Here is a 25,065-nt window from a genome sequence, read left to right as displayed (position 1 = left end):
CCGTTAATTCCTCTGGACGAAGCAGGCGGACAGGCCGGCGGACTTCAGGCTGTTGCACGCATGCGTCGCCTCTTCCGCCGAGGCATAGGGACCAGCGAAGGCGCGGTAGACGACCCCCTTGCCCTTGTCGGTCAGGTCGACGCGCTTGATCACCGGCGAGCGGGAGCCGAGCACGCTGCCATACTTGCTCTGGAGCACGCGATAGGACGCGGCGGCGCTTTCCTCGCTCTGCTGCGAGGAGACCTGCACGATGTAGCCGCCGCCGCTGCTGCTGGCGGGCGCGATTTGCGTCGGCGTGGTCGCAGCCATCCGCTGCGGCGGCTCGGCCGCCGGGGAAGATTGCGGCGCCAGCGACATCGGCTGATTGGCGCTGGCATTGGCCGAGGTCGGCGGATTGCGTGGCGCAGCCGGTGCCGGCGCGGCAACAGGCTTCGGCGCGGAAGCGGCCTTGGCGGCGGCAGCCGTTTGCGGCGTGGCGCTGTCGGTCTGATCGCCCTTCACGGCGACAGTCCTGATCGGGCGCGGCGAATTGTTCGGCAGCGTGCCGGTGCTTGCGCCCGGCGGCGGCACCGCGGACGGCGACACGCTCGCGACCGATGGCGGGTTCGCATTCTGGTTCAGCGGCGGGAACACCACGCGGGGACCGCCTGCCTTGGCGTTGACGTCCACCGGCGCCTCTTCGCGCGGCACGATCTTCTCGGTGCCGTCGCCGCTCACCATGCGATCCGGCACCTTGGCCGAGGAATCCGTCGGCGCGGGCACGATCTTGGTCGGGGTGTTGTCCGCCTTGATGATCGGCGGCTCACCGCTGCGGGGCGAGCCGACATAGGTCTTGTAGGCGAAGGCAGCGCCGGTGCCGACCACGGCCAGCGCCAGGATGGCCGCGACCGTCATCATGCCGCCGCGCTGCTTCTTGGGCTCGTCGAGCTCCTCCTCCGGATACTCGCTCTGGTACGCGTAAGGATCGTCCGGATAGGCCGGCTCACGCTGGTAGTCCTGCTCGCCCGCCTCGAGCCGGCCATAGAGCGCATCGTCGTAGCGCGACGGATCGGGCTGCGGATACGCTTGCTGCTCATAGGCCTGATCCTGATAGGCGTGATCCTGATAGGCCTGCGGCTGACGAAGTTCAGGCTCCGGCGCGGCGGGCGGGGCCGAATAGCGATGCAACGGATGAACCGGATTGACGGTCACCGGATAATCAGGCTCCGCGGGTGCCGGCTGCGGCTGCACATTGGCGCGCCGCATCCATGATGGCGGTCCGGGCGGCGCCGGATCGGCATCGTCCTGCCGATCATCGTCTTGCCGGTCGTCGTCCTGATAGCTCTGGGTGGGCGGAGATATGGCCGGCGGACGCGCACCCGGCCGCGACTGCGCGGCGAAAGGATCGGTCTGTCCGATCAGGCGGGCGAGCTCAGCCAAGGGATCGCTGTCCGTCCTGCCATGCTGGTCGCCACCGCGACCATAGTCATCGGAAGGAAACGGTCTGTCCTGATATCGTTCGGCCATCGTGATGATGCGTCCCTTCGGGAAAGCCGCGCGCCCCTCGACCAAGGCACGGCTTTCGACCCACAAGGCTTTCAACCAAGTCTAAGCGATCCGGCTTCTGCCGGTTACCCCCGAATTCCCCTTAGGTAGTTCGCCCCAAACTACCGCATCTCGTTCGGAGCATGGACGCCGAGGATGGCGAGGCCCGATGCCAGAACCGAGACGACGCCCTGGACCATGGCCAGCCGCGCCTTTGTTAGATCTGCATCATTATTGATAATGAAGCGTAAATAGGGCAAATCGCGCCCCTTCGTCCAAAGTGCATGAAATTCGCTGGCTAAATCATAGAGATAAAAGGCAATTCGGTGCGGCTCGTGGGCCGCGGCGGCGGCTTCGAGCATGCGAGGATATATTGCAAGGCGCTTGAGAAGTTCAAGCTCGACCGGGTCTGACAACCGTTCCACCGCCGACTCACTGAGCCAGTCGATCCGTTCCCCGGTATCCTCGGGAAGCTCCGGGAACACCTCGGCCCGCGCGTTGCGGAAGATCGAGTGGCCGCGGGCGTGACCGTACTGCACGTAGAACACCGGGTTGTCGCGCGACTGTTCCATGACCTTGGCGAGATCGAAGTCGAGCACCGCGTCGTTCTTGCGGTAGAGCATCATGAAGCGGACGGCGTCCTGGCCGACTTCATCCACCACCTCACGCAAGGTGACGAAGTCCCCGCTCCGCTTGGACATTTTCACCGGCTCGCCATTGCGCAGCAGCTTGACGAGCTGGACGATCTTGACGTCGAGCGTGCCCTTGCCAGACGTCGTCGCCTTCACCGCCGCCTGCATGCGCTTGATGTAGCCGCCATGATCGGCGCCCCAGACGTCGATCATCTCCGCAAAACCACGGTCGAACTTGTTCTTGTGGTAGGCGATGTCGGAGGCGAAGTAGGTATAGGAATTGTCCGACTTGATCAGCGGACGATCGACATCGTCACCGTAGGCGGTCGCCCTGAACAGCAGCTGCTCGCGGTCTTCCCAGTCCTCGACCGGGGCGCCCTTCGGCGGCGGCAGGCGGCCTTCATAGATGTCGCCCTTGGCCTTCAGGAAGTCGATAGTCTCGGCAACCTTGTTGTTGCCGCCTTCGATCAGCGAGCGCTCCGAGAAAAACACGTCGTGGCGGATGTTGAGGGCGGCGAGATCGTCCTTGATCTCGTCCATCATCATCGCGATCGCCTTGGCGCGGACCGTCGGCAGCCACCTGGCCTCGCTCATCGCGAGGAGCGTGTCGCCGTGCTCCTTCGCCAGCGCCTGCCCCACCGGCTTGAGGTAGTCGCCGGGATAGAGGCCTTCCGGGATCGCGCCGATGTCCTCGCCGAGCGCCTCGCGATATCTGAGGAAGGCGGAGCGCGCGAGCACGTCGACCTGGGCGCCGGCGTCGTTGATGTAATATTCGCGCGTGACGTCGTGGCCGGCGAACTGGAGCAGGCTCGCCAGCGCGTCGCCGAACACGGCGCCGCGGCAATGGCCGACATGCATCGGCCCGGTCGGATTGGCCGAGACGTATTCGACATTGACCTTGGAGCCGCCGCGGGCGCGGCCGTAATCGGCGGCCTCGCGCAGCACCGTCCGCAGCGCCTCGGCCCAGGCGGCCGGCTTGAGTGTCAGGTTGATGAAGCCGGGACCGGCGACGTCGACCTTGGCGATCAGCGCGTCGGCACGCAGCCGCTCGGCGATCTGCTCGGCGAGGTCGCGCGGTTTTGCCTTTGCCTCTTTCGCCAGCACCATGGCAGCGTTGGTCGCCATGTCGCCGTGGGAGGCATCGCGCGGCGGTTCGACCACCACGCGTGAGAAATCGATGCCCTCGGGCCAGTTGGCGTCCTTCGCAAGCGCGCGGCAGGCGGCATGCACGCGTGCGAGCACGTCGGCGAACAAATGCAGGGATGAGGATGTGTCGGGCATGGCCGCCGCCTAACGCAAATCCGGGGTCGAGTCAAAGAGCCGCTGGTGCTCGGTCAGGGCGAAACGGTCGGTCATTCCGGCAATGAAATTGCCGATCCGGCGCGCCCTGTCGCCCTCATTGTCCGCCTCCGCCCCGAGCAGCCATTCCGGCGGCAGTTCGCCAGGCGATTGCAGGTATTTCGCGAACAGGTCGAACAGGATCTGCTCCGCCTCCCCCATCACCCGCATCACCCGCTTGTGGCGGTACATGTGCTGGTAGAGGAAGGCCTTGATGGCGGCCTCTTCCTCCGCGACCTCGGGTGGGAACGCGACCAGGGTCCGGCTCTGCTGGCGCACGTCCTGGGCCGATTGCGGCCTCACCGCGGCGAGGTTCTTCTGCGCCTGCGCGAATACCGCGCCGATCAGGTGCGAGATCAGCTCGCGCACCAGTTCGGCGCCGCGCCTGAGGTCTTCAAGGTCAGGATAATGCGCAGAGGTCTCGGCGATGATCTCCGCCGTGAGCGGCATCACCTTGAGATCGTCGAGATGGAACAGGCCGGCGCGCAGGCCATCGTCGATGTCGTGGGCGTCATAGGCGATGTCGTCGGCGATGGCGGCGACCTGCGCCTCCAGCGAGGCGAAGCTCCACAATTCGAGGTCATAGGTCTTGATGTAGTCGGCGATGCCGACGGGAATGCCCTGCTCGCGATAACGCCCGACCGGCGCGCCGCTGCGATCGGTCAGCGGACCGTTGTGCTTGACGATGCCCTCCAGCGATTCCCAGGTCAGGTTGAGCCCGTCGAACTCGGGATAGCGGTGCTCTAGCGAAGCGACGACGCGGAGCGTCTGGGCATTGTGGTCGAAGCCGCCGAATTCCTTCAGGCAGGCGTCGAGCGCCCGCTCGCCGGCATGGCCGAACGGGGGATGACCGAGATCGTGGGCGAGCGCCAGGGTTTCGGTGAGGTCCTCGTCCAGCCCGAGCTGCCGCGCCAGCGCGCGGGCAATCTGCGCCACCTCCAGCGAGTGGGTCAGCCTCGTGCGGTAATGATCCCCCTCGTGGAACACGAACACCTGGGTCTTGTACTTCAGGCGGCGGAACGCGGTGGAATGGATCACCCGGTCGCAATCCCGCCGGAACGGGCTGCGGGTCCGGCTCGGCGGCTCCGCGACCAGCCGGCCACGGCTGCGGTCGGGATCGCAGGCATAGGGCGCGCGGGGGGCTGCCATTCCGACGGACACGACGAATTTAGTCCCTATCCATTTGATTCTGCGTATCCTTGCACTTAACTATGCCGGACGCGGGATACCAAATGAATTGGGTATGACTGCGGGACTATCGGAGACCGACAATGACGACTGCCGTGACCATCAGCGACCGGGCCGCACGCCGGATTGGGGAGATCCTCAAGGGCGAAGGGTCTGGCGCGATGCTGCGCATCTCGGTCGAGGGCGGCGGCTGCTCGGGTTTCCAGTACAAGTTCGACATCGACCGTGCCCGGACCGACGACGATCTCGTGATCGAGCAGGACAATGCGGTGGTGCTGGTCGATTCCGCCTCGCAGCCGTTCCTGGCGGGATCGCAGGTCGATTTCGTCGACGATCTGATCGGCGCCTCGTTCCGTGTCAACAATCCGAACGCCACCGCGTCCTGCGGCTGCGGCACCAGCTTCTCGGTCTGACCCGGCTACGTGCCGGTCGCCTGCCTTTCCTCGTCCGTCCACTCCATTTCGACCGGCATCAGGTCCGGCTGGAGCGGCGCGTCGTCCGATATCTTGTAGCCATCCAGTGCGCGCAGCAGGGCCGCGACCAGCGCCGGCTTGCGCAGCGGCTTGGCGAGGAAGTCCGACATGCCGGCCTCGCGGCAGATCCGGACATCCTCGGGGAAGGCGTTCGCGGTCAGCGCGACGATCGGAAGGCCTGCGAAGCGCCCGCCTTGCGCGCGGATCGCGCGGGTGGCGGCAAGCCCGTCCATGTCGGGCATGCGCACGTCCATCAGCACGACGTCGTAATTGCCTTCGGTCGCAGCCGCGACCGCCTCGGCGCCATCGGTGACGACCCGCAGCTCGACGTCGAAGGCCCCTAACATCTTGCTCACGACCATGCGGTTGACCGCATCGTCCTCGGCGACCAGCACCTTTAGCGGCCGATCGAGGCCGGCGATGCGGGCCTTGAGCTCGTCGGCCTCGTCGCGCTCCGACGCGTGGCCAGATGCCTGCGCCTGGCTCCAGGGCAGCACTAGCGTGAAACGGAAGGTCGAGCCCTGCCCCGGCGTCGAGGTGACGCCGATCGTGCCGCCCATCTGCTCGATGATGCGCCGCGAGATCGCAAGGCCAAGGCCGGTGCCTCCGAAGCGGCGGCTGATCGAGGCATCGGCCTGCGCGAAGTCGCTGAAGAGCTGGCCGAGCTTTTCGGGGGCGATGCCGATGCCGCTGTCGGTCACCGCCCATTCCACGGTCGCCAGCAGGTCGCGGCGCGCCTGGCAGGTCGCAGAGATCGTCACCTCGCCTTCGTCGGTGAATTTCACCGCGTTGGACGCGAGGTTGAGCAGCACCTGGCGAATGCGCGCAACATCGCCGCGCAGCGTCGGCGGCAGGTTCGGATCAAGCTCGATCTTGATCGCAAATCCCTTGCCCTTGGCGCTCGCGCGCGCGACGCTTGCGACAGTCTCGACCAGCGCCTGCGGGGCGAAATCGATCGCCTCGAACTGGAAGCGTCCGGCCTCGAGCTTGGACAGGTCGAGGATGTCGTTGAGGATGCGCTGGAGATTGTCGCCGGATTCGCGGATCGTGGTGACCGCCTCGCGCTGCTCCGGATCGAGCCTGGTCTCGAGCAGCATGCTGGCAAGCCCGAGCACGCCGTTCATGGGCGTCCGGATCTCGTGGCTCATCACCGCGAGGAAGTCGGACTTGGCACGGCTCTCGGCCTCGGCCTTTTCGGCGCGCCAGCGCTCGGTCACGTCGCGCCCGAAGCCGCGATAGCCGAGGAACTGTCCCTCGCGGTCATAGGCCGGCTTCGCCGTCAGCGACCACAGCCGCGCCTCGCCGCCGGCGACGACCTTGAGGTTCATCTCGTGCAGCGGCTCGTTCTGCTCCATCAGGCCGACGACGTTGTAGGCCGCGCTCTTGTCCTCGGGGCAGAGCATGTCGAGCACGTCGGCGAAATACGATCCCTTCAGCAGCGGCAGCGGCACCTGCGCGACGTCGGCGAAGCGGTCGGGCACGTCGACCAGACGCCCCTCGGCATCGGTCTGCCACAGCCAGTCGCTGGCGTTCTCCTGAAAATCCTTCAGCAGCAGCGAGATGATCTCGGTCTGCCGCTCGAGCTCGAGCTGGGCCTTGAGATTGCCGAGGAAGAGATTGCCCTGCGAGACGATGTTGCGCGCCATGAAGAATGCGAACAGCAGCAGGAACACCGCCGTCACCAGATAGGGCCCGGTGCCGCACAGCAGCAGCGCGCCGGCGCAGGCGACCGTCACGGTGGCGAGATAGACGAGGCCGGCGCGCGGGAAGGTCGAGAGCGTGAACGCGCCTCCCGACATCATCCCGACCATCAGGCAGGCCAGGATCAGCTGACTGGTCGGCTCGATGCGGCTGAACAGAGCCAGCGGCAGCGCGCTCCAGATCGCGGCGAGGAAGGCCGCCTGCCGCAGCATCTGCCGCGCGGCGCGGGGCGAGGCCTCCTGCGGCGGGTTCTGATGCGACCTCCGCCATGACCGCACCGCGAGCGAGGCGGTGGTGGCGAGCGTCAGGCCCCAGATGGTGAGGAAGTCGTTCCAGCCGCGGCCCCAGAACAGGATCAGCACGATGGCGACGTTCAGCATCGTCACCGCCATGGTCACCGGGATCAGCTGCGTCACGGCGTCGATCTGCTTGGCGCGGATGCGGCGGATCTCGCGCTCGCTGAGACCGGCGGTCAGCCCGTCCTCGATCTCGAAGCCGCCGAGCCAATACAGGAAGGCGCCGATCAGGCCGTCATGCGGCGCAGTTCGCTTCATCGACTTGTCCGGCCAGCCCATCCGAGGAACCTTTGACGATCAATGGCCTGCCGGCTGCTTAAGCCGGGTTAATTTTGTGGGAGATTTTGCGGCATCCTTGACGGGCGCGTTTGCAGTTTGTTCTAACCATGGCCCCTGCCCGGAGCCCCGTCGACATGACCATCAGAGTAGCAACCTGGAACGTGAACTCGGTCCGGCAGCGGATCGACCTGCTGCTGACCTGGCTGAAGGAGTGCCAGCCGGACATCGTCTGCCTCCAGGAAATCAAATGCGTCGACGAGGCCTTTCCGCGGCTGGAGATCGAGGCGCTCGGCTACAACGTGGTCACGCACGGGCAGAAGACCTTCAACGGCGTCGCCCTGCTCTCGAAGCTCCGCTTCGACGAGACCAAGTCGGGGCTCGCCGGCGACGACGAGGACGCCCATGCCCGCTTCCTCGAAGGCGTGGTGACGCTCAAGTCGGGCGTGCTGCGCATCGCTTGCCTCTATTTGCCTAACGGCAACCCGGTCGGGACCGAGAAATATCCCTACAAGCTCAAATGGATGTCCCGACTTCTTGACTATTCGAAGGAGCGCCTCAAGACCGAGGAGCCGCTGATCCTCGCAGGCGACTTCAACGTCATCCCGCATGCCCGCGACGTGCACAATCCGGCCGCCTGGACCGAGGACGCCCTGTTCAAGACCGAGACGCGGGAGAGCTTTCAGTCCCTGCTCGGCCTCGGCCTGACCGACGCCTTGCGGGCGGTCACCGACGAGGGCGGGCTGTACACCTTCTGGGACTACCAGGCCGGCGCCTGGCAGAAGAACCAGGGACTGCGGATCGACCATCTGCTGCTGTCGCCGCAGGCCAGCGACAAGCTCGCCAATGTCGGGATCGACAGCTATGTGCGCGGCTGGGAGAAGCCGTCGGACCACGTGCCGGTGTGGGCGGATCTCGATCTGGAGGCGGCGTGACGCACGCCGAGATGCCGCACCTGCCGTAGGGTGGGCAAAGCGAAGCGTGCCCACCACCTGTTCCGATCATTACGAGATCGTGGGCACGGCGCTTTGCGCCTTTGCCCACCCTACGGGACCGTGACTATTCCCTACGGCCTTGCACCCATTGCTCCAGCATTTGCAGGGCCATGGCGCGGTCGTCGTCGGAGGCCTTGGCGAAGGCGCGGTTGTAGCTTTCCTTGATCCAGGTCTCTTCCGTGCCGGCGCTGTCACGCGCTAGGGTCAACCACATCAGCCCGCGGGCAGCCTGTCGCGGCAGACGGTCGCCGTTGAACAGCATCTGGCCGAGCAGCGCCTGGGCCTGGTGCTGGCCCTTCTGCGCGGCAAGACCGAGCCAGCGCGCGCCATAGCGGAAATCCTCACGCGAGGCGTCCGGCGTCTTCAGGTACAGCCGGGCGAGATCGTATTGCGCGTCGGCATTGCCGAAATAGGACGCCGCATAGGAGAACATCTCCCGCGCCCGCTCCGGATCCGACTTGATCTTCGAGTTCGGGATGCCGCTGAGATAGTAACGGCCGAGCGCGACGAAGGCGTTGGCCACGATCTGCGCCTGCGGCGCCGACGGGCTGTCCTCGGCATGCGCGTTGGCGATTCGGCTGAAATATTCGAAGGCACGCAGATCATCCTGGGCGACGCCGTCGCCATTGGCGTACATGCGGCCAAGCTTCCACTGCGCGATGGGGTGGCCGCCCTCGGCGGCATATTGCAGCGCACTGAGCGAGGTCTCCTGAGGCACAGCTGCCGGCGCGATCTTGCCGCGCACGGTCGCCGCGGTCCCCGGCAAGGTGGTCACGACCGGGATGGTTGCGTCCTTCGGGTTGACCGGAGCGCCGTCGAAGGCAAGCGCCGACGTGGCCAGCGCGCTAGCCCCCAACACAAACGCAACTATGGCACGCCTAGATGTCCGCATAGCACTGTTTCTCGTGCGCGCCGCCCGGATGGGTCACTGCCCCCCCGACCGCTGGTCCAACCTGCTGAGCATACTTCCAGAGCGCACCCGACGTATGGTTAGTCGCGCGAGCGCTCCATTTGGTCTTGCGCTGGGCGAGCTCGGCGTCGCTCAATTTTACGTTAAGGGTACCGGCGACCGCGTCGATCTCGATGATGTCGCCGTCCTCGAGCAGCCCGATCGGGCCGCCAATGGCGGCTTCCGGGCCGACATGGCCGATGCAGAAGCCGCGGGTGGCGCCGGAGAAGCGGCCGTCGGTGATGAGCGCGATCTTGCCGCCCATGCCCTGGCCGGTCAGCGCCGCGGTGGTCTGGAGCATTTCCCGCATGCCGGGGCCGCCCTTCGGCCCCTCGTAGCGGATCACGATGACTTCGCCTTCGCGGTAGGTGCGGTTCTGGACCGCCTCGAAAGCATCCTCCTCACGGTCGAAGCACCTGGCCGGACCGGTGAACCTGAGGTTGGACATTCCCGCGACTTTCACGATCGCACCTTCTGGCGCCAAATTGCCCTTCAGACCGACCACCCCCCCTGTCACGGTGATGGGCTTGTCTGCCGGGTGCACCACGTCCTGGTGCGGATTCCACTTAACGCTCTTGAGGTTTTCGGCGATCGTGCGGCCCGTGACGGTAAGGCAATCACCGTGCAGGAAGCCGTTGTCGAGCAGCGTCTTCATCAGAAGCGGTATGCCACCTACTTCAAACATGTCTTTGGCGACATAACGGCCGCCCGGCTTCAAATCCGCGACATATGGTGTCTTTTTGAAGATTTCGGCGACGTCGAATAAGTCGAACTTGATGCCGCATTCATGCGCGATCGCCGGCAGGTGCAGCGCAGCATTGGTCGAGCCGCCGGAGGCGGCGACCACGGCAGCCGCGTTCTCCAATGCCCTGCGGGTGACGATGTCGCGCGGCCGGATGTTGGACGCGATCAGGTCCATGACCTTCTCGCCCGCGGTCATGCAGAAGGCGTCGCGGATTTCATACGGTGCCGGCGCACCGGCCGAGTAAGGCAGTGCGAGGCCGATCGCCTCGGAGACAGTCGCCATGGTGTTGGCGGTGAACTGCGCGCCGCAGGCGCCCGCCGAGGGGCACGCCACGCGCTCGATCTCGTCGAGGTCCTCGTCCGACATGGCACCGACCGAGTGCTTGCCGACGGCCTCGAACATGTCCTGCACGGTGACCTGCTGTCCGCGGAACGTGCCGGGCAGGATCGAGCCGCCATAGATGAAGATCGAGGGCACGTTGAGACGAACCATCGCCATCATCATGCCGGGCAGCGACTTGTCGCAGCCGGCGAGCCCGACCAGGGCGTCATAGGCGTGGCCGCGAACGGTGAGCTCGACGGAATCGGCGATGCATTCGCGCGACGGCAGCGACGAGCGCATGCCGTCATGTCCCATGGCGATGCCGTCGGTGACGGTGATGGTGCAAAATTCGCGCGGGGTGCCGCCGGCCGATGCCACGCCCTTCTTCACCGCCTGGGCCTGGCGCATCAGCGCGATGTTGCAGGGCGCAGCTTCATTCCAGCAGGAAGCGACGCCGACGAAGGGCTGGTGGATCTGCTCGGTGGTCAGACCCATGGCGTAGAAGTAGGACCGATGCGGCGCACGCGCAGGGCCTTCCGTCACGTGACGGCTCGGCAGCCTCTGCTTGTCAATCTTCGTGCGCATCGCAAACCAGTTTCCCCGGTCAACCCTTTCAGACCCGAAAAATCAGAGCCAAGATTTGAATCGACCCTGGGATTTTCCGACGCCCTCGAAGACGGCCGCTGCCCTTCAAAAACATTAGAGTGATTTTATTCATGTTCGGGTGTGGCCAAAAAGCGGCGGCGATGCACACCGCCTCTCATGAAGGTTAAATGCAGGTCGAGTGTTGCGCGGGCAGCACAATCGTTACCGGGAAGACACGGATTTTCCTACCTTGATACCCTTGGCAGGATAACACTCCACAACTTCGAATTTCGCTGCGCGAACATTGCGTCCTATTCCGAACCGGGCGCCTCGCCGAGGCAAGTGAGTCGGCGCCTGCCTGACGGCAACCATCGCGCGTCCCAGCGAGAGCAGCGTCGCTCAAAGGACCCAGCGTTAGCATTCGCAGGTGGACGGCGGCGCTGGACCGCCGTCCAGACTTTGACGTCAGTACTGATAGGGATATTGCCTCGGGCAAATGTATTGCCCGTAGCTGTCATAGTAGCAGTTCGAGTTGTAGTAACCGTAGGCACCCGCAGCAGCAGCTGCGCCCACCGCCGCAGCGCCGTACCCCCAACCGCGACCATAACCGGGGTAGCCCGCGATGGGACGGCCCGGGCGACCTGCGATTGGACGGCCGGGACGCCCCGCAATCGGGCGGCCCGCTATCGGATGCGATGGCCGCGCGATGCGTCCGGCGTGCATGCCACCGGCGCGCATGCCACCACCGTGAAAGCCAGCTCCGCCGCCACGGAACCCGCCACCTCCGCCTCGGCGGGCATACGCATCATCAGGGATGAGAGTTGCAGTGAGCAGAGTGAACGCCGCTAAAGCGACGAGAGTGTATTTCAACATCATGCTCCTCCGACCTTGGAGTTCAGGAGCACTCAAGACTGCTGGCCTGCCTGCGGGCGATGTTGACGTAGATCAAGCATAGTTATTAGCGCTGCTACGGCGCGTGTCCCCGGCAACAAGCCTGCGCCCGTTGTAAGCGTCAGCAAAAACGCCGTGCCCGCATGCTCGGGCAAAAAGTGCACACTATTTTCGGCAACCTTTCGATAGCCTCTAACACGGCATGGGACGCGAACGCTGGGTTCAGATCGGGATAATTACGCTGGGAATGGCACCGCCGGTCCTGCTCATTCTCCACCTGATTTTTGGGAAGTGAGGCGTCAAGCGCGATCCCTTCGCCGCGACGGCCCGCCCCGGGAGTCAATCGACCGGTCGTTCGTTGTCGCCAGCGCGAGCCGGCGTCGACGCAGCGGCCAATCCAGGTCCATGAGAGCTGTGCCGGGGCTCAGGTTCGCCCGCGCAAACGTTGGGCCTGGGCCCAGGCGACAGCGACGTCGCGCGGCGGAACATCGGCGCGCCTGACCGGGGTCAATTCGCCGGAGGCCGAGACGATCGCGGTTTCCTCGCGGCGGCAGCGCGTGCAGACAAAGCGGACCTCATGCGGGGACGCCGACCAGCTCGACCGCTTCACGTTGGCGGCCATCGGCCAGGCCTCGCAATGCGAGCACGACACCAGAAATCGACCGGGATCGAGCATACCCATTTCCATCGGACTCCGCGTCCTGCCTGCCTCCTTCAATGATTAGCCCAAGTGAATCGTTCCGGTGCCCCAGCACCACCGGTTGCGAGAGGTACCCCCGGGACAGCCGGCCGTGCGCTCAGCGCGCGCCCTTTAGGGTGCAGGAGGTCGAGCAGGTGACGGTGGTGCCGCGATCGCATGCTTTGCAGGCGTTGACGCACTGGTTCATGTCGCGGGGATTGTAGCTGGAGTTCCGCAAGGGGCAGGCCGCCGACGTCGAGCCGGTGATGTCCTGCTCCTGATCGCAGGCCGCCGTCATGAGCGCGATGATGATCACGGCAACGAGGCGCATGGGATGCCCTATCAGGCATGGCAAATGACGTTCACGGGGCACGCTGCATTGCAACGAACACCGGCCTTCCCACCACGGGCACCGCCGATCAGCGACGCCCGCATGCCATCAGGATGCGCGCCAAACCTTAAGAACGGATTGCAGCCGGCCTCAGGCCGCAGCCTTGGTCGCGATCGCCTGGCGCATATCGACCGCCAACTGACGGTACTGCTCCGAAAGCTTCAGATAGAACTCGCGCTTCTTGCTGTCGGTGGCGAGCTTGGCGATCAGCTCGCATTCCGCGGTGAGCGTCTCGAACCGTTCCAGCCTGTCCTCAAGTTCTGGCATCGGCGTGTCCCCATCAAACGCCTCAAGGACATCCAACCTAAGCCCGGGAAATAGGTCACGGCGAACATCGTTATTGAGCAGAAGCAATTTTTCCGGTGCGGCAGCCTATTTGCTGTCGAGCCGCCAGGCGCCGTCCCATCCCTCGCCGGGCGGGCTCGCCTCGAACTGCGCGATGCGGCCGAGCAGCGTGCGCGAGGGCCCGTCACCGGGGACGGCTTCGAGGGCCGCGTTGAAGGCAGCGCGCGCCGCATCGAAGCGCCGAGCGCGATAGGCGGCGAGCGCCTCGGCATAATGCGTGCGCAAGCTGGCTTGCGCATCGGTGAGTGCGCCCGCCCTCGCCATCACCTCGAAAATCGCCTGCGGCGCGATCTGGCCGGCGACCGCCAGGCGATCGATCTCGCGCAGCTCGAGCCGCGATCCGATCGCCTCGGCCGTTGCCTGCGCGATCAGGATGCGGGTGCCGTAGACCTTGTTGACCGCTTCCAGCCGCGAGGCCAGGTTCACGGCATCGCCCATCACGGTGAAGCTCATCATCAGTTCGGAGCCGATGCTGCCGGTCAGCACCTCGCCGGTGGCGATGCCGATCCGCAAATCGCACGGCGCAGGCATGGCGCGGATACCGAGCAGGTCGGGCAGCTGGCGCTGGAGCGCGGGCACCTGATCAGCCATCTCGATCGCCGCGATGCCGGCCAGGAGGGCCTGCTCATTCTCCTCTATGAAGGGCGGACCCCAATAGGACATGATGGCATCGCCGATATATTTGTCGATGATGCCGCGATTGTTCCTGACGGGTGCGGACATCACCGTAAAATAGTGGTTCATCACCTTGACGAGGCCGCGCGGCGTCATGCCCTCGCTCATCGAGGTGAAGCCGCTCATGTCGCAGAACATGATGGTCATGAGCCGGCGCTCGCCGTCGATCGCGACCTCCGGCCGGTCGATCAGCCCCTGCACCACCTTGGGATCGATGTAGCGGCCAAAGGTCTCGCGGACGCGCTCGTTGTGCCTGAGCTGCTCGGTCATGCGGTTGAACGCGGCGGCGAGCTCGCCGATCTCGTCCTGGGTGGAGACGGTGATGGTCTTGTCGAAGCGGCCTGCCTCGACCTCGCGCGTGCCGGCCAGCAGCAGCCGCACCGGGCGCGTGATACCGCTGGACACCAGGAGCGCAAAGGCAAATCCCACCACCGCTGCGAGCAAGGTCACGGCTCCCGACACGATGATCGCCTGGTATTGGCGGCTGATCACCTGCGACGTCGAGAAGAAGACCTGCGTCAGCATGTCGGCGCGGATTGCGTCGATCTTGCGGTTGAACTGGTCGCGCAGGGTGTCCAGCTGTTCCAGCGTGGCGCGGGCCTGGACCATGTCCTTGGCCTCGATCTGCTTGAGCAGTTTCGCATTGCCCTCGTCCAGACTGCGCCGCAGCTCGTTGACGGCGCTCTCGATGCGGACGTCGAGCCGTGCCAGCGCGGCATTGTCGGAATACGTCCTGGTATCATCGATGATCGCGTTGATGAGCTTGCGCGCTGTCTCGGCTTCTTCCTCGAACTTGCGGTCCAATGCCTCGAAGTCGCGAAGCCGCGCCGCATACGCCTCCTCGTCCGACGACGACTCCATCTTGGTCATGACCATTTGCCGCAGCGCCAGCGCGCGCTCCAGCGAACGGATATTGGCGCGGGCCAGATGGCTGTAGGCCGGGATGTAGCGGTTGGTCAGCTCGTCCAGGAGGACACCGACCTGGCTCGACATCACCATCGACAGGATCGAGGTGACCAGCATCAGGACGATCAATCCGAGGGCGATGCCGACGATCTTGCGCCGGATCGACTGGTTGAAAATCGGCATAGGTGCGGGCAAACGCCAAAAGGATGAGGGACGGAACTCCATACACCGGATCCGGCTGCGGGAACACGCGGAATCTGGTTCCTCCTGGCGTCTTGAACCGCGCTCGCCGTCGCGCGCGCCCAGATCGTTAACAAAGGTTAAAAAGAACAACCCGTGGTCGAGTTCCAGGAGTTCCCGCATCTCATCCGTATTTCGCCGCATTGTTGCGACAGCGTGAGGAATGCGAGACGATGCCGGTGGCATCGTATTCGGTGTCTTTGATTCTCAAGCCGCATGTCGTCGCGGACCTTGGTTTGTGGTGGTTTCGCAGGGGGACCATGGAATGAACCAGTGCCTACGCTCGCTCGCGTGTGTCGTTGCCGTGGCCGCATTGGCTCTCCTTCCCTCCGAGCTGGCGGCAAAAAGCAGTCACAAATCGTCCGCGCCCAAATCGTCCGCGCCGAAGAAGACGCATGAGGCGAAAGCCGGCAAGCAGCGTCACGCCGCGGCGAAGTCCTCGGCGAAGTCGCGCCACGGCAAGCATGCCGAGGCCAAGCGCAAGTCGAAGAACACCGACGACGCGCCGTCCAGCAAACCGGCGTTGCCGCCGCTGACCGGCGATCTCGCCGCGCTAAAGGACGCGATCGACCTTGCGCGCAAGGGCAAGAGCGAGGATGCAAGCGCGGCGCGCGACCGCATCGTCGATCCTGCCGGACAGAAGCTCGCGGACTGGTTCATGCTGCGCCATTCCGAGAGCACGGCGAATTTCAAGCGCTACGCCGCGTTCCTCGCGGCCAATCCGGACTGGCCGAGCCGCACGCTGCTGCGCCGCCGCGCAGAGGGGCGGCTGTGGCAGGAGAAGAGCGACGCTGCCACCGTGCACAAATTCACCATGGACCGTCCGATCAGCGCCAAGGGCAAGTTCGCGCTCGCCCGCGTGCTGCTCGCTGAAGGCGATACCGACCGAGCCGAGCGGCTGGTGCGCGAGGCTTGGCGCACGGATGAATTGTCCGAGCGCAGCGAGGAGGATTCCTACGAGGCGTTCCGCGACCTCCTCACCGCGGAGGATCATCGCGCCCGCATGGACAAGCGGCTCGGCGCCAAGGACTACGAGGCGGCGCGGCGCGCCGCGAAACGGCTCGGCGAGGATGCGCTCGCGATCGTCAAGGCCTGCGCCGCAGTCACCGGCAAGGCGAGCAAGGCCAAGGATTATCTCGATGACGTAGCGGCCGAAGCACGCCGCGATCTCGGCTATGTGCTGTGCCGCGCCCAATGGCACCTGCAGAAGGACCACATCGACGACGCCGCCGAGGTGATCCTGGCGGCGGCGCCCGACACCATGGCGGCTCAGGATACCGACGCCTGGTGGCGCGAGCGGCGCATGCTTGCGCGCAAGCTGCTCGACCAGGGCAAGTTCACAACCGCCTATGACGTGGTGCGCACGGCCGCGGTGCCGGACAAGGAAGTCTATCGCGTCGACTATCATTTCATGTGCGGCTGGATCGCGCTGCGCTTTCTCGACGATCCCAGGACGGCGATGGTGCACTTCGCCGCCGTCGACGAAGGCTCGGCCAATCCGATCGCGCTGTCGCGCGCCCATTACTGGCGCGGCCGCGCCGCCGAGGCGATGGGTGCTGCGGCCGATGCGCGCATGAGCTATCGGGCGGCCTCGCGCTATCCGACCGCCTATTACGGCCAGCTGGCGCGCGCCAAGCTCGGCCTCGACCGCGTCGAGCTGCGTGCGCCCTCGCCCGTCCTGGCCGCCGCCGATACGCCACCCGCGGACGAGCGCGTGCGCGCCGCCGACATGCTCTACGGCATCGGCGAGCGCGACATGGTGTTCTACTACGCCGAGGACTTTGCCAAGGAGAGCACTGACGTCGCCGCGCTCGAAGCGCTCGGCGAGCTCGCCAGGCGTCGCAACGATGCCCGCGTGATGCTGGAGGTCGGCAAGACGGCGCTGGCGCGCGGGCTCGCGCTCGACCATTACGCTTTTCCGACCATCGGCATCCCCGAGCACCGGCAGGTCGCGCCTGCGATCGAGACCAGCGTGATCTATTCGGTGGCGCGCACCGAAAGCTCGTTCGACCAGCGCGACAAGTCCCATGCCAACGCGGTCGGGCTGATGCAGGTGACGCCGGAAGCGGGCCGCGACACCGCCAAGCGCTTCGGCCTGACCTACGACTGGGACAAGATGGTCTCCGATCCCGTCTACAACACGCAGATGGGCGCGGCCGAGCTCAGCGCGCTGCTGTCGGAATATCGCGGCAACCAGATCATGACCTTCGCCGGCTACAATGCCGGCCGCGGCCGCGTGCGCGAATGGGTGCAGGTGCGTGGCGATCCCCGGGATCCCAAGGTCGATCCGGTCGACTGGGTCGAGCGCATTCCGCTGTCGGAGACGCGTAACTACGTCCAGCGCGTGATCGAGAACGTGCTGGTCTATCGCGCGCGGTTCGAAGCCAGCAGCATGGTCGCCGGCAAGAGCGACGAGCGCGTCGTCACGCACGAGGCCGGAGCAACGGCACCCGTAGCGGCCGCAGCGCCCGCTCCCTAGTCGACGCCGCCGGGGCTGGACACGGGCGCCTGCAAGGTTGCGGGGCTGCGGCTTCCACGCGAGTGCAGTCGCGCAGCTAGATCTCACCTCCTTCCGTTGCGATCAGATCGCGACCGTCCAAGTGGGCGCCGGTCGAGGCTCTTGCGAAGGTCCAGATAAATATCGTGCAGCTCCAGCACGAGACGGCAGTCATGACCGTCAACATCTCGATGATGTTGCCGGCGACGGCCTCGAGGCTCGCGGTGGCCGGCTCTGTCAGCCGCGCCGACCAATACATCGACCTCCTCACGAGTTCGCCTCGCCGGTAGCAATCCTGGTCACAGTAACGGAGCTTTGTCTGCACATGCCGGACATAGCCGGACCGGAGCGACCGCGAGCAGGTGCTGCAGGTGGCCGGGCACGACGGCGGCTCGTGATTGACCACCACGAATTTCATGAAGCCGCCCTCACGTCATTTGTCGCGAGCGCCTGGCAGAACAGCGCGTAGCACTGATAGTCGCAGTAAGGCAGACGGGTAGCGATCTCGCGGAGATAGCTGCCGCCGATCGGCTCGCAGCACTGCATGCACCAGGTCTGCCGGAACGGGGTACGATCGTTTACGAGCACGAACGCGAATCTCATGTGGCACCTCCCAAGGCGAAGCAGTAAACGCTGTCCAACGGAGACAGTGCGGGTGGTGGAGCGCAAAGATGGTTTCGGCCGTCCGGATTATCCCTGTTTCGCTCCACCTTTTGGGGTGGGATCAGAATGTATCTCCCGTCCTCCCGGCGCCGTGCATAGATCTGGCCGTCGATGTATTTGATATCGGTCGGATAGCAGTCAGCGCTGTTGCAGCAACTGACGCTCGGATTGTCCGGCATGTGCCAGGTCGAATAGAATTGTTCGTGCAGCGCCCGGTCCTGGGGTGGGTGCTGGCGATGGACGGAACCCTGTCCAATCTCCTGTGCTTGGACCGCAGTGGAGCCGAGGAGAATCATCGAGCACAAGAGCTTGCATGAGCGCTTCAACGCACGGGCTCCCGGGTCAGTCCTTCGGAACGAGGTCAGTTCTCCAATTCGACTCAGGCAACCTGAGCCCGGAACAACCACCGGCGGTCGCGTTCGCGGCGGGTGCGGAAGCGATCGACACACTTCTTGGAACAGAGCGCGGTGCGCCAGGAATAGTAGCGGATCAGACCGAATTTGCCGCCGCAAACCGCACAGCCATTGACCGAAGTGCAACGTTCGGACTCGGATAGGCGACGCTCAGGAAGTTGCGACGTATCGCACATTGTTCTCTCCCTCTCTTGCTTGCGCCAGTCGTTCCCTCGACTTCATGCGGGTCGTGAATTGCCGCGACGCGGCTGTCGAGAAATGAAGCCGCCCGTTCTTGGGTGTCGACACTCCCGATGGTCACGAGACTAGGTCCCCGGTACGATGCGCTCAATTGTACGGAGGTAAATGTGCGCCATGACTTGGATTAGAGCAGCTATACCTAGGTTTGCCCCGTAGTCGCCCGGTGACTAACGGCTTATTCCCGTTCAACGAGACGACGCACGATGCGCGCCTTGCACGGGCACCGCGAAAAAAATCGGTCTGGAACGGCGTGCTTGACGCGTCGGAGTGCATCCTCCCGCGCGCAGTCGTTCAAAGGCGAAACGCCCCTCCCTGCCCCCCACTTTGGCCGGAATTGCTCCTCTCGCGGCAACGTGCTCTACTCGTGTGCACGCAGAGAGCGCCGGGAGCGTCTGCGATGAAGTCGGGCCGGGCAGCAACGTTCGGGAAGTCAGCCGCGCAATTCCTCGTCGGCTGCGTCAGGCAGGTTGTCAATGCCAGGCCTCGCACCGAGCCTGACGCTGGTCTGCTCGAGGCGGTCAAGCCGTGGCAGCAGGTCTTCGAGCACAACCCGGTCATGTACTTCATGGTCGATCGGGTCGGAACCGTGATCAACGTGAACAGTTTCGGCGCGGCACAGCTGGGCTATACGGCCGCGGAATTGATCGGCCGATCGGTGATGGGTGTCTTCTTCGAGGAAGATCGCGACTTCGTCCGATCGTGTGTCGCGCTATGCCTTAAGACCATTGATCAGTCACACACCTGGGAAATCCGGAAGGTTCGCAAGGACGGCTCGGTGCTGTGGGTGCGCGAGAACGCCAAGGCCATGTTGCGGGCCGATGGCGAGCCGCTCGTGCTGGTGGCCTGCGAGAACATCACCGAGCGCAAGGAAGCGGAGAATGCACTGCGACAGAGCGAGGCTTACCTCGCCCAGGCGCAGGAATTGAGCCACACCGGGAGTTTCGGTTGGAGCGCCGCAACCCGCGAGATCACCTGGTCCAAGGAAACCTATCGCATCTTCCAATTCGAGGAGGGAACCAAGCCAGAGATCCCGCGCATGCTCGAGCGCATCCATCCCGAGGACCGGCCTGCGGTGCTCCGGACCACGGGTCGGGCGGCACGCGAGTGCAAGGACTACGATCACGAGTATCGACTGGTGATGGGCGACGGCTCGATCAAGTACGTCCGCGCGGTGGCCCGGGCGGCGCGGGATGCCAGCGGTCAGGTCGAATTCGTCGGGTCGGTGTCCGACATCACGGCGACCAAAGAGGCCGAGCGCAGGCTGCGTGACAGCGAGCAGCGCTTTCGCGATTATGCCGAAACCGCCTCCGACTGGTTCTGGGAGACGGGACCCGACCATCGCGTGACCCAGGTATCGGAACACTCCGATACCATCACCGCGCCTGCGGGATTGATCGGACTGACGCGGTGGGACATTGCTCCGGACGCCGCTCTCGAGCCCGAGAAGTGGCAAGAACATCGCGCGGCGCTCGACGCTCACGTCCCATTCCGCGACCTCGTGTATCGCAGCAGGGACCGCAACGGGCAGCCGATCTATGTCCGGACCAGCGGTAAGCCGATCTTCGGCGCCGACGGCACTTTTCTCGGATATCGTGGCGTCTGCACCGACGTGACCGCCGCCATCCGTGCCGATCAGGCGGAAGCGGCGCTGCGCAAGGCTCAAGCCGAACTCGCCCACGTGACGCGCGTTACGACACTGGGCGAACTGACCGCTTCGATTGCGCACGAGATCAACCAGCCGCTCGCCGCAGTGATAGCCAATGCTGACGCGTGCCTCGGCTGGCTGCAGCGCAGTCCGCCCGATCTCAAGGCGGCGCGCCGCTCCGTGGAGTGGATCATCGAGGATGGCACGCGTGCCAGCGACGTGATCCGCCGGGTTCGGGCGCTCGCCAAGCGGACCGAGGTCGAGATGGCTCCGCTCGACGTCAACGGCGTCGTGCGGGAGGCGGTCGCGCTCGTTCAGCGCGAGATGGCCAGTCACGCCGTGTCGATTCGAATGGAGCTGTCGTCGGCGCTGCCCAAGATCGTTGGCGATCGAATCCAATTGCAACAGGTTCTGATCAACCTGATCATGAACGGGATCGAGGCCATGGAAAGCGTCAATGATCGCCCGCGCGAGCTGGCGATCCGTTCGGCAGCGAGCGGTGACGGCGCGATGCTGCTCAGCGTTTCCGACTGCGGCGTCGGCATCTGTGAGCAGTCGATAGACCGCCTGTTCACGCCGTTCTTCACCACGAAATCCTCCGGCATGGGCATGGGGCTGTCGATCTGTCGCTCCATCATCGAAGCCCATGGCGGACGGCTTTCCGCCGCACCGAACCAGGGGCGCGGCGCGACTTTTCAGATCACCCTGCCGCTTGATGGAGAGGAAACGTCGTGACCGAGCGCGCACGGCCTTCCCCTCCGCAGGAGGACGGCGATGAGCCAATCGTCTTCGTGGTCGACGATGACGCTTCCATGCGCCGGGCGCTCACCAATCTTTTCGAGTCGGTCGGCCTCAAGGTCGAGGCATTCGGCTCGGCGCCGCAACTCCTTCAGGCGAAGCCGCCGGAAGTCCCCAGCTGCCTGGTGCTCGACATTCGCCTGCCTGGCGTCAGCGGCCTTGACCTCCAGGCCGATCTTGCCAAGGCAAATATCCACACGCCCATCATCTTCATTACCGGTCATGGCGATATTCCCATGACCGTTCGAGCGATGAAGAGCGGCGCGATCGATTTCCTGACGAAGCCGGTGCGCGACCAGGATATTCTGGACGCAGTCCAGGCCGCGATCGAGCGAGATCGTAAACGCCGCGACCTCAACAGGACCGTCTCCACGCTCAGATCACGCTTCGAGTCACTGTCCTCGCGGGAGCGCGACGTCTTGTCGCTGGTGACGTCCGGCCTGATGAACAAGCAGGTCGCCGCCAAGCTCGGATTGGCGGAAATCACCGTCAAGATCTATCGCGGCCAGATCATGCGCAAGATGGGCGCGAAGTCGCTGGCAGAGCTCGTGAGAATGAGCGAGGCGCTCGGCATCGGGCCGAACAAGTCCGACGTACAAACCTAAGTATGAGTTTCCAACGGTGACTGGCCGGTCCACCCTCGGTTGAGGTCGGGCCATAGCGGCGGCGAGCGCAATCCCGGACGAGGAGCGGACGTCTTGTCAGCGGCTTCGGTCATTTCGGTGCTGGACGACGACCCCTACGTTCGGGCCGCGATCAACAATCTCCTGGAGTCGCGCGGGTACGTCGTCCGCACGTTTGCCTCAACCGAGGAGTTCCTGAGATCGACGGATTCGAATGACACCTCATGCGTGATCGCCGACGTGCAGATGCCGCCGATAAACGGGATCGATCTCTTGACGCAGATGCGCGCGCAGGGTTCGGCTCCGCCGTTTATCTTCATCACAGCTTTCCCGGACGAGAGCGTTCGTGCGCGTGCGCTAAAAGCGGGCGCAACGTGTTTTCTCGCCAAGCCCTTCGCCGCCTCGGATCTGATGCAATGCCTGGACCATGCGTTGGCAGCAGGTCGCGAAAACCTGGAGTGATCGCCCGGCCGTGAGCGCCGGCACGTGACAACAGTACCGCCCGCTTCAATCCACCTTGATGTTCGCCGCCTTGATGATCGGCCACCATTTCGCGATCTCGGCCTTCTGACGGGTGCCGAGCGCTTCGGGGGCGAGCTGGTCCTTCGGTGTCATCTCCAGTCCCTGGTTTTCCAGCTGCTTGCGCACGGCGGGATCGTTCAGCGCATCGACGGCCGCGGCGTTGAGCTTTGCCACGATCTCCTTCGGCGTACCCTTCGGAACCCACATGCCCGACCACAGCGTCATGTTGAAGCCCTTCAGGCCCGCCTCCTCCGCGGTCGGGATATCCGGGGCCGAGGACAGGCGCTTGCTGTCGGTGATGGCGTAGGCGCGGATGGTGCCGGCGCGGACCTGGGCGATCGAGTTCGAGGTCTGGTCGACGATGATGTCGATCTGGCCGGCGATCAGATCGTTCAACGCAGGCGCCGTGCCGCGATACGGCACGTATTGCAGCTTGATGCCGGAGACGCTTTCGAAATAGACGCCGGCGATGTGGCTGCCGGAGCCGGCGCCGGCAGTGCCCGCCGTCGGCGGCGAGCTGCGCGACTTCAGCCACTCGATCAGCTCCTTCAGCGACGTCGCGGGCACCGCGTTCTTGCTGACGACGATCATCGGGTTGCTCGGCAGCAGCACCACCGGCTCGAGATCGGCGACGAGATCGTATTTCAGCTTGTAGACGGCGCCATTGGCGACGTGGGTGCCGAGATGGCCGAAGGAGATGGTGTAGCCATCCGGCGGCGACTGCACGGCGCGGCTGACGCCGATCGAGCCGCCCGCGCCGGTGACGTTCTCGACCACGACGGGCTGGCCGAGCGAGGTGCGCATCCGCTCGGCGAGCACACGCGCCATCGCATCCGACGGGCCGCCGGCCGCGAACGGCACGATGATGGTGATGGGACGGGAGGGATAGTCATCGGCGCGCGCGGCGCCGGTGAACGCGAGAATGGCAAATAGCGCAGCCCATGCAGCCTTCATTGTCTTCTCCCCAGCGATGTCATTTTTGTTTTCTTGCCTCTCCCCGCTTGCGGGGAGAGGCCTGAATTCGCGCGTAGCGCGGATTCAGGGTGAGGGGAAGTCTCCGCGAACTCGACTGTCACCGCCCTCGCAGAGGCTCCCCCTCACCCCGCCCCTCTCCCCGCAAGCGGGGCGAGGGAGAACTCCTAGAATTGGGAATAATCGATCGGCTTGTGACGGTCGAGCGTGCGGGTGACCGGCGGCAGCGGATACTTCAGGCCGGTGGCGCAGTTGAATAGCATGACGCGGTCCGCCTTCGAGACGCGGCCGTCGGCGAGGCTCTCCTTGTAGGCCGCGTAGGTGGCGGCGCCCTCGGGACACAGCAGCAGCCCCTCCTCGCGGGCGACCTCGTTCAGCGCCGCCGAGATCTTGTCGTCGTCGACTGCGATGGCAAAGCCCTTGCTCTCGCGCACGGCGCGCAGGATCAGGAAATCGCCGATCGCCTGCGGCACGCGGATGCCGGAGGCGATGGTGTGGGCGTCCTCCCAGCGCGTCGCATGCTCGGTGCCGGCCTCGTAAGCGCGCACCATCGGCGCACAGCCGGAGGCCTGCACCGCCACCATGCGCGGGCGCTTGCTCCCGATGAATCCGATCTTCTCGAGCTCGTCGAACGCCTTCCACATGCCGATCAGGCCGGTGCCGCCACCGGTCGGGTAGAAGATCACGTCGGGCACGTCCCAGCCGAGCTGCTCGGCGAGCTCGAGGCCCATCGTCTTCTTGCCCTCGATGCGGTACGGCTCCTTCAGCGTCGAGGTATCGAACCAGCCGACCTTGGCCTTGCCCTCGCCGACGATCTTGCCGCAATCGTCGATATAGCCGTTGACGCGGTAGACGGTCGCGCCCTGCAGCTCGATCTCGCTGACGTTCACCTCCGGCGTGTCGGCCGGGCAGAAGATCGTGGTCTTGATGCCGCAGCTTGTGGCGTAAGCCGCCAGCGCCGCCCCGGCATTGCCGTTGGTCGGCATCGCCATGTGCTTGATGCCGAGCGCCTTGCCCATCGACACCGCCATCACGAGGCCGCGCGCCTTGAATGAGCCAGTCGGCAGCCGGCCCTCGTCCTTGACGATGATCTCGCCGCCGCCGAGCTTGCTGCCGAGCTTGGGCAGCCGGATCAGCGGCGTGGTCACCTCGCCGAGCGAGACGATATCCTTGCATTTGCGCACCGGCAGCAGCTCGCGATAGCGCCACATGTCGCCGGGGCGTTGCGCGAGGGCGTCCTTGGTCAGCGCCTTCTTCACGCCGGCGAGATCGTAGCGGACGAGGAGCGGCTTGCCGGCCTTGGAGAGATTGTGGACCTGGTCAGCGGCGTAGTGATCGCCTTCCATCGCACATTCGAGATGGGTGACGAAGGTCGGGCGCTCGATGGTGAGGTTGTCGTTGTCGTGCATGGCTCGCTTCTTTCTTCTTGCTTGTTCAAACCGCTCTTTCCACGCGTCATTGCGAGGAGCTCTTGCGACGAAGCAATCCAGACCATTTCCGCGGAGACATTCTGGATTGCTTCGCTTCGCTCGCAATGACGGC

Annotated in this window: 22 protein-coding genes; 6 read left to right on the top strand and 16 right to left on the bottom strand. The window is 64.9% G+C overall.

Annotation, left to right across the window (positions count from 1 at the left end):
- Positions 1–3: 3 nt before the first annotated feature.
- The 3 genes from AC066S_RS24960 to AC066S_RS24950 form a co-directional block, all read right to left on the bottom strand.
- A complete protein-coding gene (locus AC066S_RS24960; RefSeq protein WP_478270870.1) occupies positions 4–1,506 on the bottom strand; it encodes an SPOR domain-containing protein in 1,503 nt (500 codons plus the stop codon).
- Positions 1,507–1,646: 140 nt separating this feature from the next.
- On the bottom strand, positions 1,647–3,437 hold the full coding sequence (argS, locus tag AC066S_RS24955; protein ID WP_478270869.1) for an arginine--tRNA ligase: 1,791 nt from the start codon (positions 3,435–3,437) through the stop codon (positions 1,647–1,649).
- A 9-nt stretch (positions 3,438–3,446) separates the two neighbouring features.
- The gene (locus AC066S_RS24950) at positions 3,447–4,643 is read right to left on the bottom strand and encodes a deoxyguanosinetriphosphate triphosphohydrolase (RefSeq protein ID WP_164718579.1); all 1,197 of its coding nucleotides are present in this window, start codon (positions 4,641–4,643) and stop codon (positions 3,447–3,449) included.
- 122 nt (positions 4,644–4,765) lie between these two features.
- Between AC066S_RS24950 and erpA the strand changes: the two genes are divergently transcribed.
- The gene (gene erpA / locus AC066S_RS24945; protein ID WP_024342679.1) at positions 4,766–5,095 is read left to right on the top strand and encodes an iron-sulfur cluster insertion protein ErpA; all 330 of its coding nucleotides are present in this window, start codon (positions 4,766–4,768) and stop codon (positions 5,093–5,095) included.
- Positions 5,096–5,100: 5 nt separating this feature from the next.
- On the opposite strand, the gene AC066S_RS24940 is transcribed toward erpA, so the two are convergent.
- Entirely contained in the window at positions 5,101–7,431 is a 2,331-nt protein-coding gene (locus AC066S_RS24940; RefSeq protein ID WP_478270868.1) for a hybrid sensor histidine kinase/response regulator, read from the bottom strand.
- A 134-nt stretch (positions 7,432–7,565) separates the two neighbouring features.
- Between AC066S_RS24940 and xth the strand changes: the two genes are divergently transcribed.
- Positions 7,566–8,363 (top strand): exodeoxyribonuclease III, encoded by a 798-nt coding sequence (gene xth, locus AC066S_RS24935; RefSeq protein ID WP_126257481.1) that lies wholly within the window; start codon positions 7,566–7,568, stop codon positions 8,361–8,363.
- Between the two features lie 124 nt (positions 8,364–8,487).
- Here xth and AC066S_RS24930 read toward each other — a convergent pair whose 3' ends face one another.
- The 7 genes from AC066S_RS24930 to AC066S_RS24900 form a co-directional block, all read right to left on the bottom strand.
- Positions 8,488–9,315 (bottom strand): tetratricopeptide repeat protein, encoded by an 828-nt coding sequence (locus AC066S_RS24930; protein ID WP_126257480.1) that lies wholly within the window; start codon positions 9,313–9,315, stop codon positions 8,488–8,490.
- Positions 9,302–11,023: a dihydroxy-acid dehydratase gene (gene ilvD, locus AC066S_RS24925; protein ID WP_126257479.1), complete on the bottom strand. Its 1,722-nt coding sequence runs from the start codon at positions 11,021–11,023 to the stop codon at positions 9,302–9,304. Before ilvD ends, AC066S_RS24930 begins: the two co-directional genes overlap by 14 nt.
- A 465-nt stretch (positions 11,024–11,488) precedes the next feature.
- A complete protein-coding gene (locus AC066S_RS24920) occupies positions 11,489–11,896 on the bottom strand; it encodes a hypothetical protein (RefSeq protein WP_135170980.1) in 408 nt (135 codons plus the stop codon).
- Between the two features lie 442 nt (positions 11,897–12,338).
- Positions 12,339–12,602 (bottom strand): hypothetical protein, encoded by a 264-nt coding sequence (locus AC066S_RS24915; protein WP_235885196.1) that lies wholly within the window; start codon positions 12,600–12,602, stop codon positions 12,339–12,341.
- Positions 12,603–12,711: 109 nt separating this feature from the next.
- Complete coding sequence (locus AC066S_RS24910; protein WP_126257478.1) at positions 12,712–12,924, bottom strand: hypothetical protein; 213 nt, start codon at positions 12,922–12,924, stop codon at positions 12,712–12,714.
- A 150-nt stretch (positions 12,925–13,074) separates the two neighbouring features.
- A complete protein-coding gene (locus tag AC066S_RS24905) occupies positions 13,075–13,251 on the bottom strand; it encodes a hypothetical protein (RefSeq protein WP_167772329.1) in 177 nt (58 codons plus the stop codon).
- 105 nt (positions 13,252–13,356) lie between these two features.
- A complete protein-coding gene (locus AC066S_RS24900; RefSeq protein ID WP_478270867.1) occupies positions 13,357–15,093 on the bottom strand; it encodes an adenylate/guanylate cyclase domain-containing protein in 1,737 nt (578 codons plus the stop codon).
- A gap of 322 nt (positions 15,094–15,415) precedes the next feature.
- Between AC066S_RS24900 and AC066S_RS24895 the strand changes: the two genes are divergently transcribed.
- Positions 15,416–17,629 carry a lytic transglycosylase domain-containing protein gene (locus AC066S_RS24895; RefSeq protein WP_478270866.1) on the top strand — a complete coding sequence of 738 codons (2,214 nt, stop codon included), beginning with the start codon at positions 15,416–15,418 and terminating at the stop codon, positions 17,627–17,629.
- A gap of 76 nt (positions 17,630–17,705) precedes the next feature.
- On the opposite strand, the gene AC066S_RS24890 is transcribed toward AC066S_RS24895, so the two are convergent.
- From AC066S_RS24890 to AC066S_RS24880, 3 genes are all read right to left on the bottom strand, one after another.
- Entirely contained in the window at positions 17,706–18,065 is a 360-nt protein-coding gene (locus AC066S_RS24890; protein WP_478270865.1) for a hypothetical protein, read from the bottom strand.
- Positions 18,062–18,250 (bottom strand): hypothetical protein, encoded by a 189-nt coding sequence (locus AC066S_RS24885; RefSeq protein WP_126257474.1) that lies wholly within the window; start codon positions 18,248–18,250, stop codon positions 18,062–18,064. The genes AC066S_RS24890 and AC066S_RS24885 overlap by 4 nt, the downstream gene beginning before the upstream one ends.
- Positions 18,251–18,689: 439 nt before the next feature.
- Entirely contained in the window at positions 18,690–18,899 is a 210-nt protein-coding gene (locus tag AC066S_RS24880; RefSeq protein ID WP_126257472.1) for a hypothetical protein, read from the bottom strand.
- A gap of 461 nt (positions 18,900–19,360) precedes the next feature.
- Between AC066S_RS24880 and AC066S_RS24875 the strand changes: the two genes are divergently transcribed.
- The 3 genes from AC066S_RS24875 to AC066S_RS24865 all read left to right on the top strand — a co-directional run bounded on the left by AC066S_RS24875 (position 19,361) and on the right by AC066S_RS24865 (position 22,491).
- On the top strand, positions 19,361–21,343 hold the full coding sequence (locus tag AC066S_RS24875; RefSeq protein WP_478270864.1) for a PAS domain S-box protein: 1,983 nt from the start codon (positions 19,361–19,363) through the stop codon (positions 21,341–21,343).
- The gene (locus AC066S_RS24870) at positions 21,340–22,011 is read left to right on the top strand and encodes a response regulator transcription factor (RefSeq protein ID WP_126257470.1); all 672 of its coding nucleotides are present in this window, start codon (positions 21,340–21,342) and stop codon (positions 22,009–22,011) included. Before AC066S_RS24875 ends, AC066S_RS24870 begins: the two co-directional genes overlap by 4 nt.
- Before the next feature lie 93 nt (positions 22,012–22,104).
- Positions 22,105–22,491 (top strand): response regulator transcription factor, encoded by a 387-nt coding sequence (locus tag AC066S_RS24865; RefSeq protein WP_135170938.1) that lies wholly within the window; start codon positions 22,105–22,107, stop codon positions 22,489–22,491.
- Positions 22,492–22,536: 45 nt separating this feature from the next.
- Here AC066S_RS24865 and AC066S_RS24860 read toward each other — a convergent pair whose 3' ends face one another.
- Positions 22,537–23,505 (bottom strand): tripartite tricarboxylate transporter substrate binding protein BugD, encoded by a 969-nt coding sequence (locus AC066S_RS24860; RefSeq protein ID WP_478270863.1) that lies wholly within the window; start codon positions 23,503–23,505, stop codon positions 22,537–22,539.
- A gap of 185 nt (positions 23,506–23,690) precedes the next feature.
- On the bottom strand, positions 23,691–24,932 hold the full coding sequence (locus AC066S_RS24855) for a threonine synthase (protein ID WP_135170936.1): 1,242 nt from the start codon (positions 24,930–24,932) through the stop codon (positions 23,691–23,693).
- Between the last annotated feature and the right edge of the window lie 133 nt (positions 24,933–25,065).

Source organism: Bradyrhizobium sp. CFUWI (assembly GCF_056429085.1).
Note: the sequence above shows the minus strand (reverse complement) of the source record. Positions and strands in the feature narration are given on the sequence as shown.

Bases quoted from the DNA above. Each gene is read 5' to 3' on its own strand.
- AC066S_RS24960 (WP_478270870.1), bottom strand. From the start codon at position 1,506: ATGGCCGAACGATATCAGGACAGACCGTTTCCTTCCGATGACTATGGT.
- argS (WP_478270869.1), bottom strand. From the start codon at position 3,437: ATGCCCGACACATCCTCATCCCTGCATTTGTTCGCCGACGTGCTCGCA.
- AC066S_RS24950 (WP_164718579.1), bottom strand. From the start codon at position 4,643: ATGGCAGCCCCCCGCGCGCCCTATGCCTGCGATCCCGACCGCAGCCGT.
- erpA (WP_024342679.1), top strand. From the start codon at position 4,766: ATGACGACTGCCGTGACCATCAGCGACCGGGCCGCACGCCGGATTGGG.
- AC066S_RS24940 (WP_478270868.1), bottom strand. From the start codon at position 7,431: ATGGGCTGGCCGGACAAGTCGATGAAGCGAACTGCGCCGCATGACGGC.
- xth (WP_126257481.1), top strand. From the start codon at position 7,566: ATGACCATCAGAGTAGCAACCTGGAACGTGAACTCGGTCCGGCAGCGG.
- AC066S_RS24930 (WP_126257480.1), bottom strand. From the start codon at position 9,315: ATGCGGACATCTAGGCGTGCCATAGTTGCGTTTGTGTTGGGGGCTAGC.
- ilvD (WP_126257479.1), bottom strand. From the start codon at position 11,023: ATGCGCACGAAGATTGACAAGCAGAGGCTGCCGAGCCGTCACGTGACG.
- AC066S_RS24920 (WP_135170980.1), bottom strand. From the start codon at position 11,896: ATGTTGAAATACACTCTCGTCGCTTTAGCGGCGTTCACTCTGCTCACT.
- AC066S_RS24915 (WP_235885196.1), bottom strand. From the start codon at position 12,602: ATGGAAATGGGTATGCTCGATCCCGGTCGATTTCTGGTGTCGTGCTCG.
- AC066S_RS24910 (WP_126257478.1), bottom strand. From the start codon at position 12,924: ATGCGCCTCGTTGCCGTGATCATCATCGCGCTCATGACGGCGGCCTGC.
- AC066S_RS24905 (WP_167772329.1), bottom strand. From the start codon at position 13,251: ATGCCAGAACTTGAGGACAGGCTGGAACGGTTCGAGACGCTCACCGCG.
- AC066S_RS24900 (WP_478270867.1), bottom strand. From the start codon at position 15,093: ATGCCGATTTTCAACCAGTCGATCCGGCGCAAGATCGTCGGCATCGCC.
- AC066S_RS24895 (WP_478270866.1), top strand. From the start codon at position 15,416: ATGAACCAGTGCCTACGCTCGCTCGCGTGTGTCGTTGCCGTGGCCGCA.
- AC066S_RS24890 (WP_478270865.1), bottom strand. From the start codon at position 18,065: ATGAAATTCGTGGTGGTCAATCACGAGCCGCCGTCGTGCCCGGCCACC.
- AC066S_RS24885 (WP_126257474.1), bottom strand. From the start codon at position 18,250: ATGAGATTCGCGTTCGTGCTCGTAAACGATCGTACCCCGTTCCGGCAG.
- AC066S_RS24880 (WP_126257472.1), bottom strand. From the start codon at position 18,899: ATGTGCGATACGTCGCAACTTCCTGAGCGTCGCCTATCCGAGTCCGAA.
- AC066S_RS24875 (WP_478270864.1), top strand. From the start codon at position 19,361: ATGAAGTCGGGCCGGGCAGCAACGTTCGGGAAGTCAGCCGCGCAATTC.
- AC066S_RS24860 (WP_478270863.1), bottom strand. From the start codon at position 23,505: ATGAAGGCTGCATGGGCTGCGCTATTTGCCATTCTCGCGTTCACCGGC.
- AC066S_RS24855 (WP_135170936.1), bottom strand. From the start codon at position 24,932: ATGCACGACAACGACAACCTCACCATCGAGCGCCCGACCTTCGTCACC.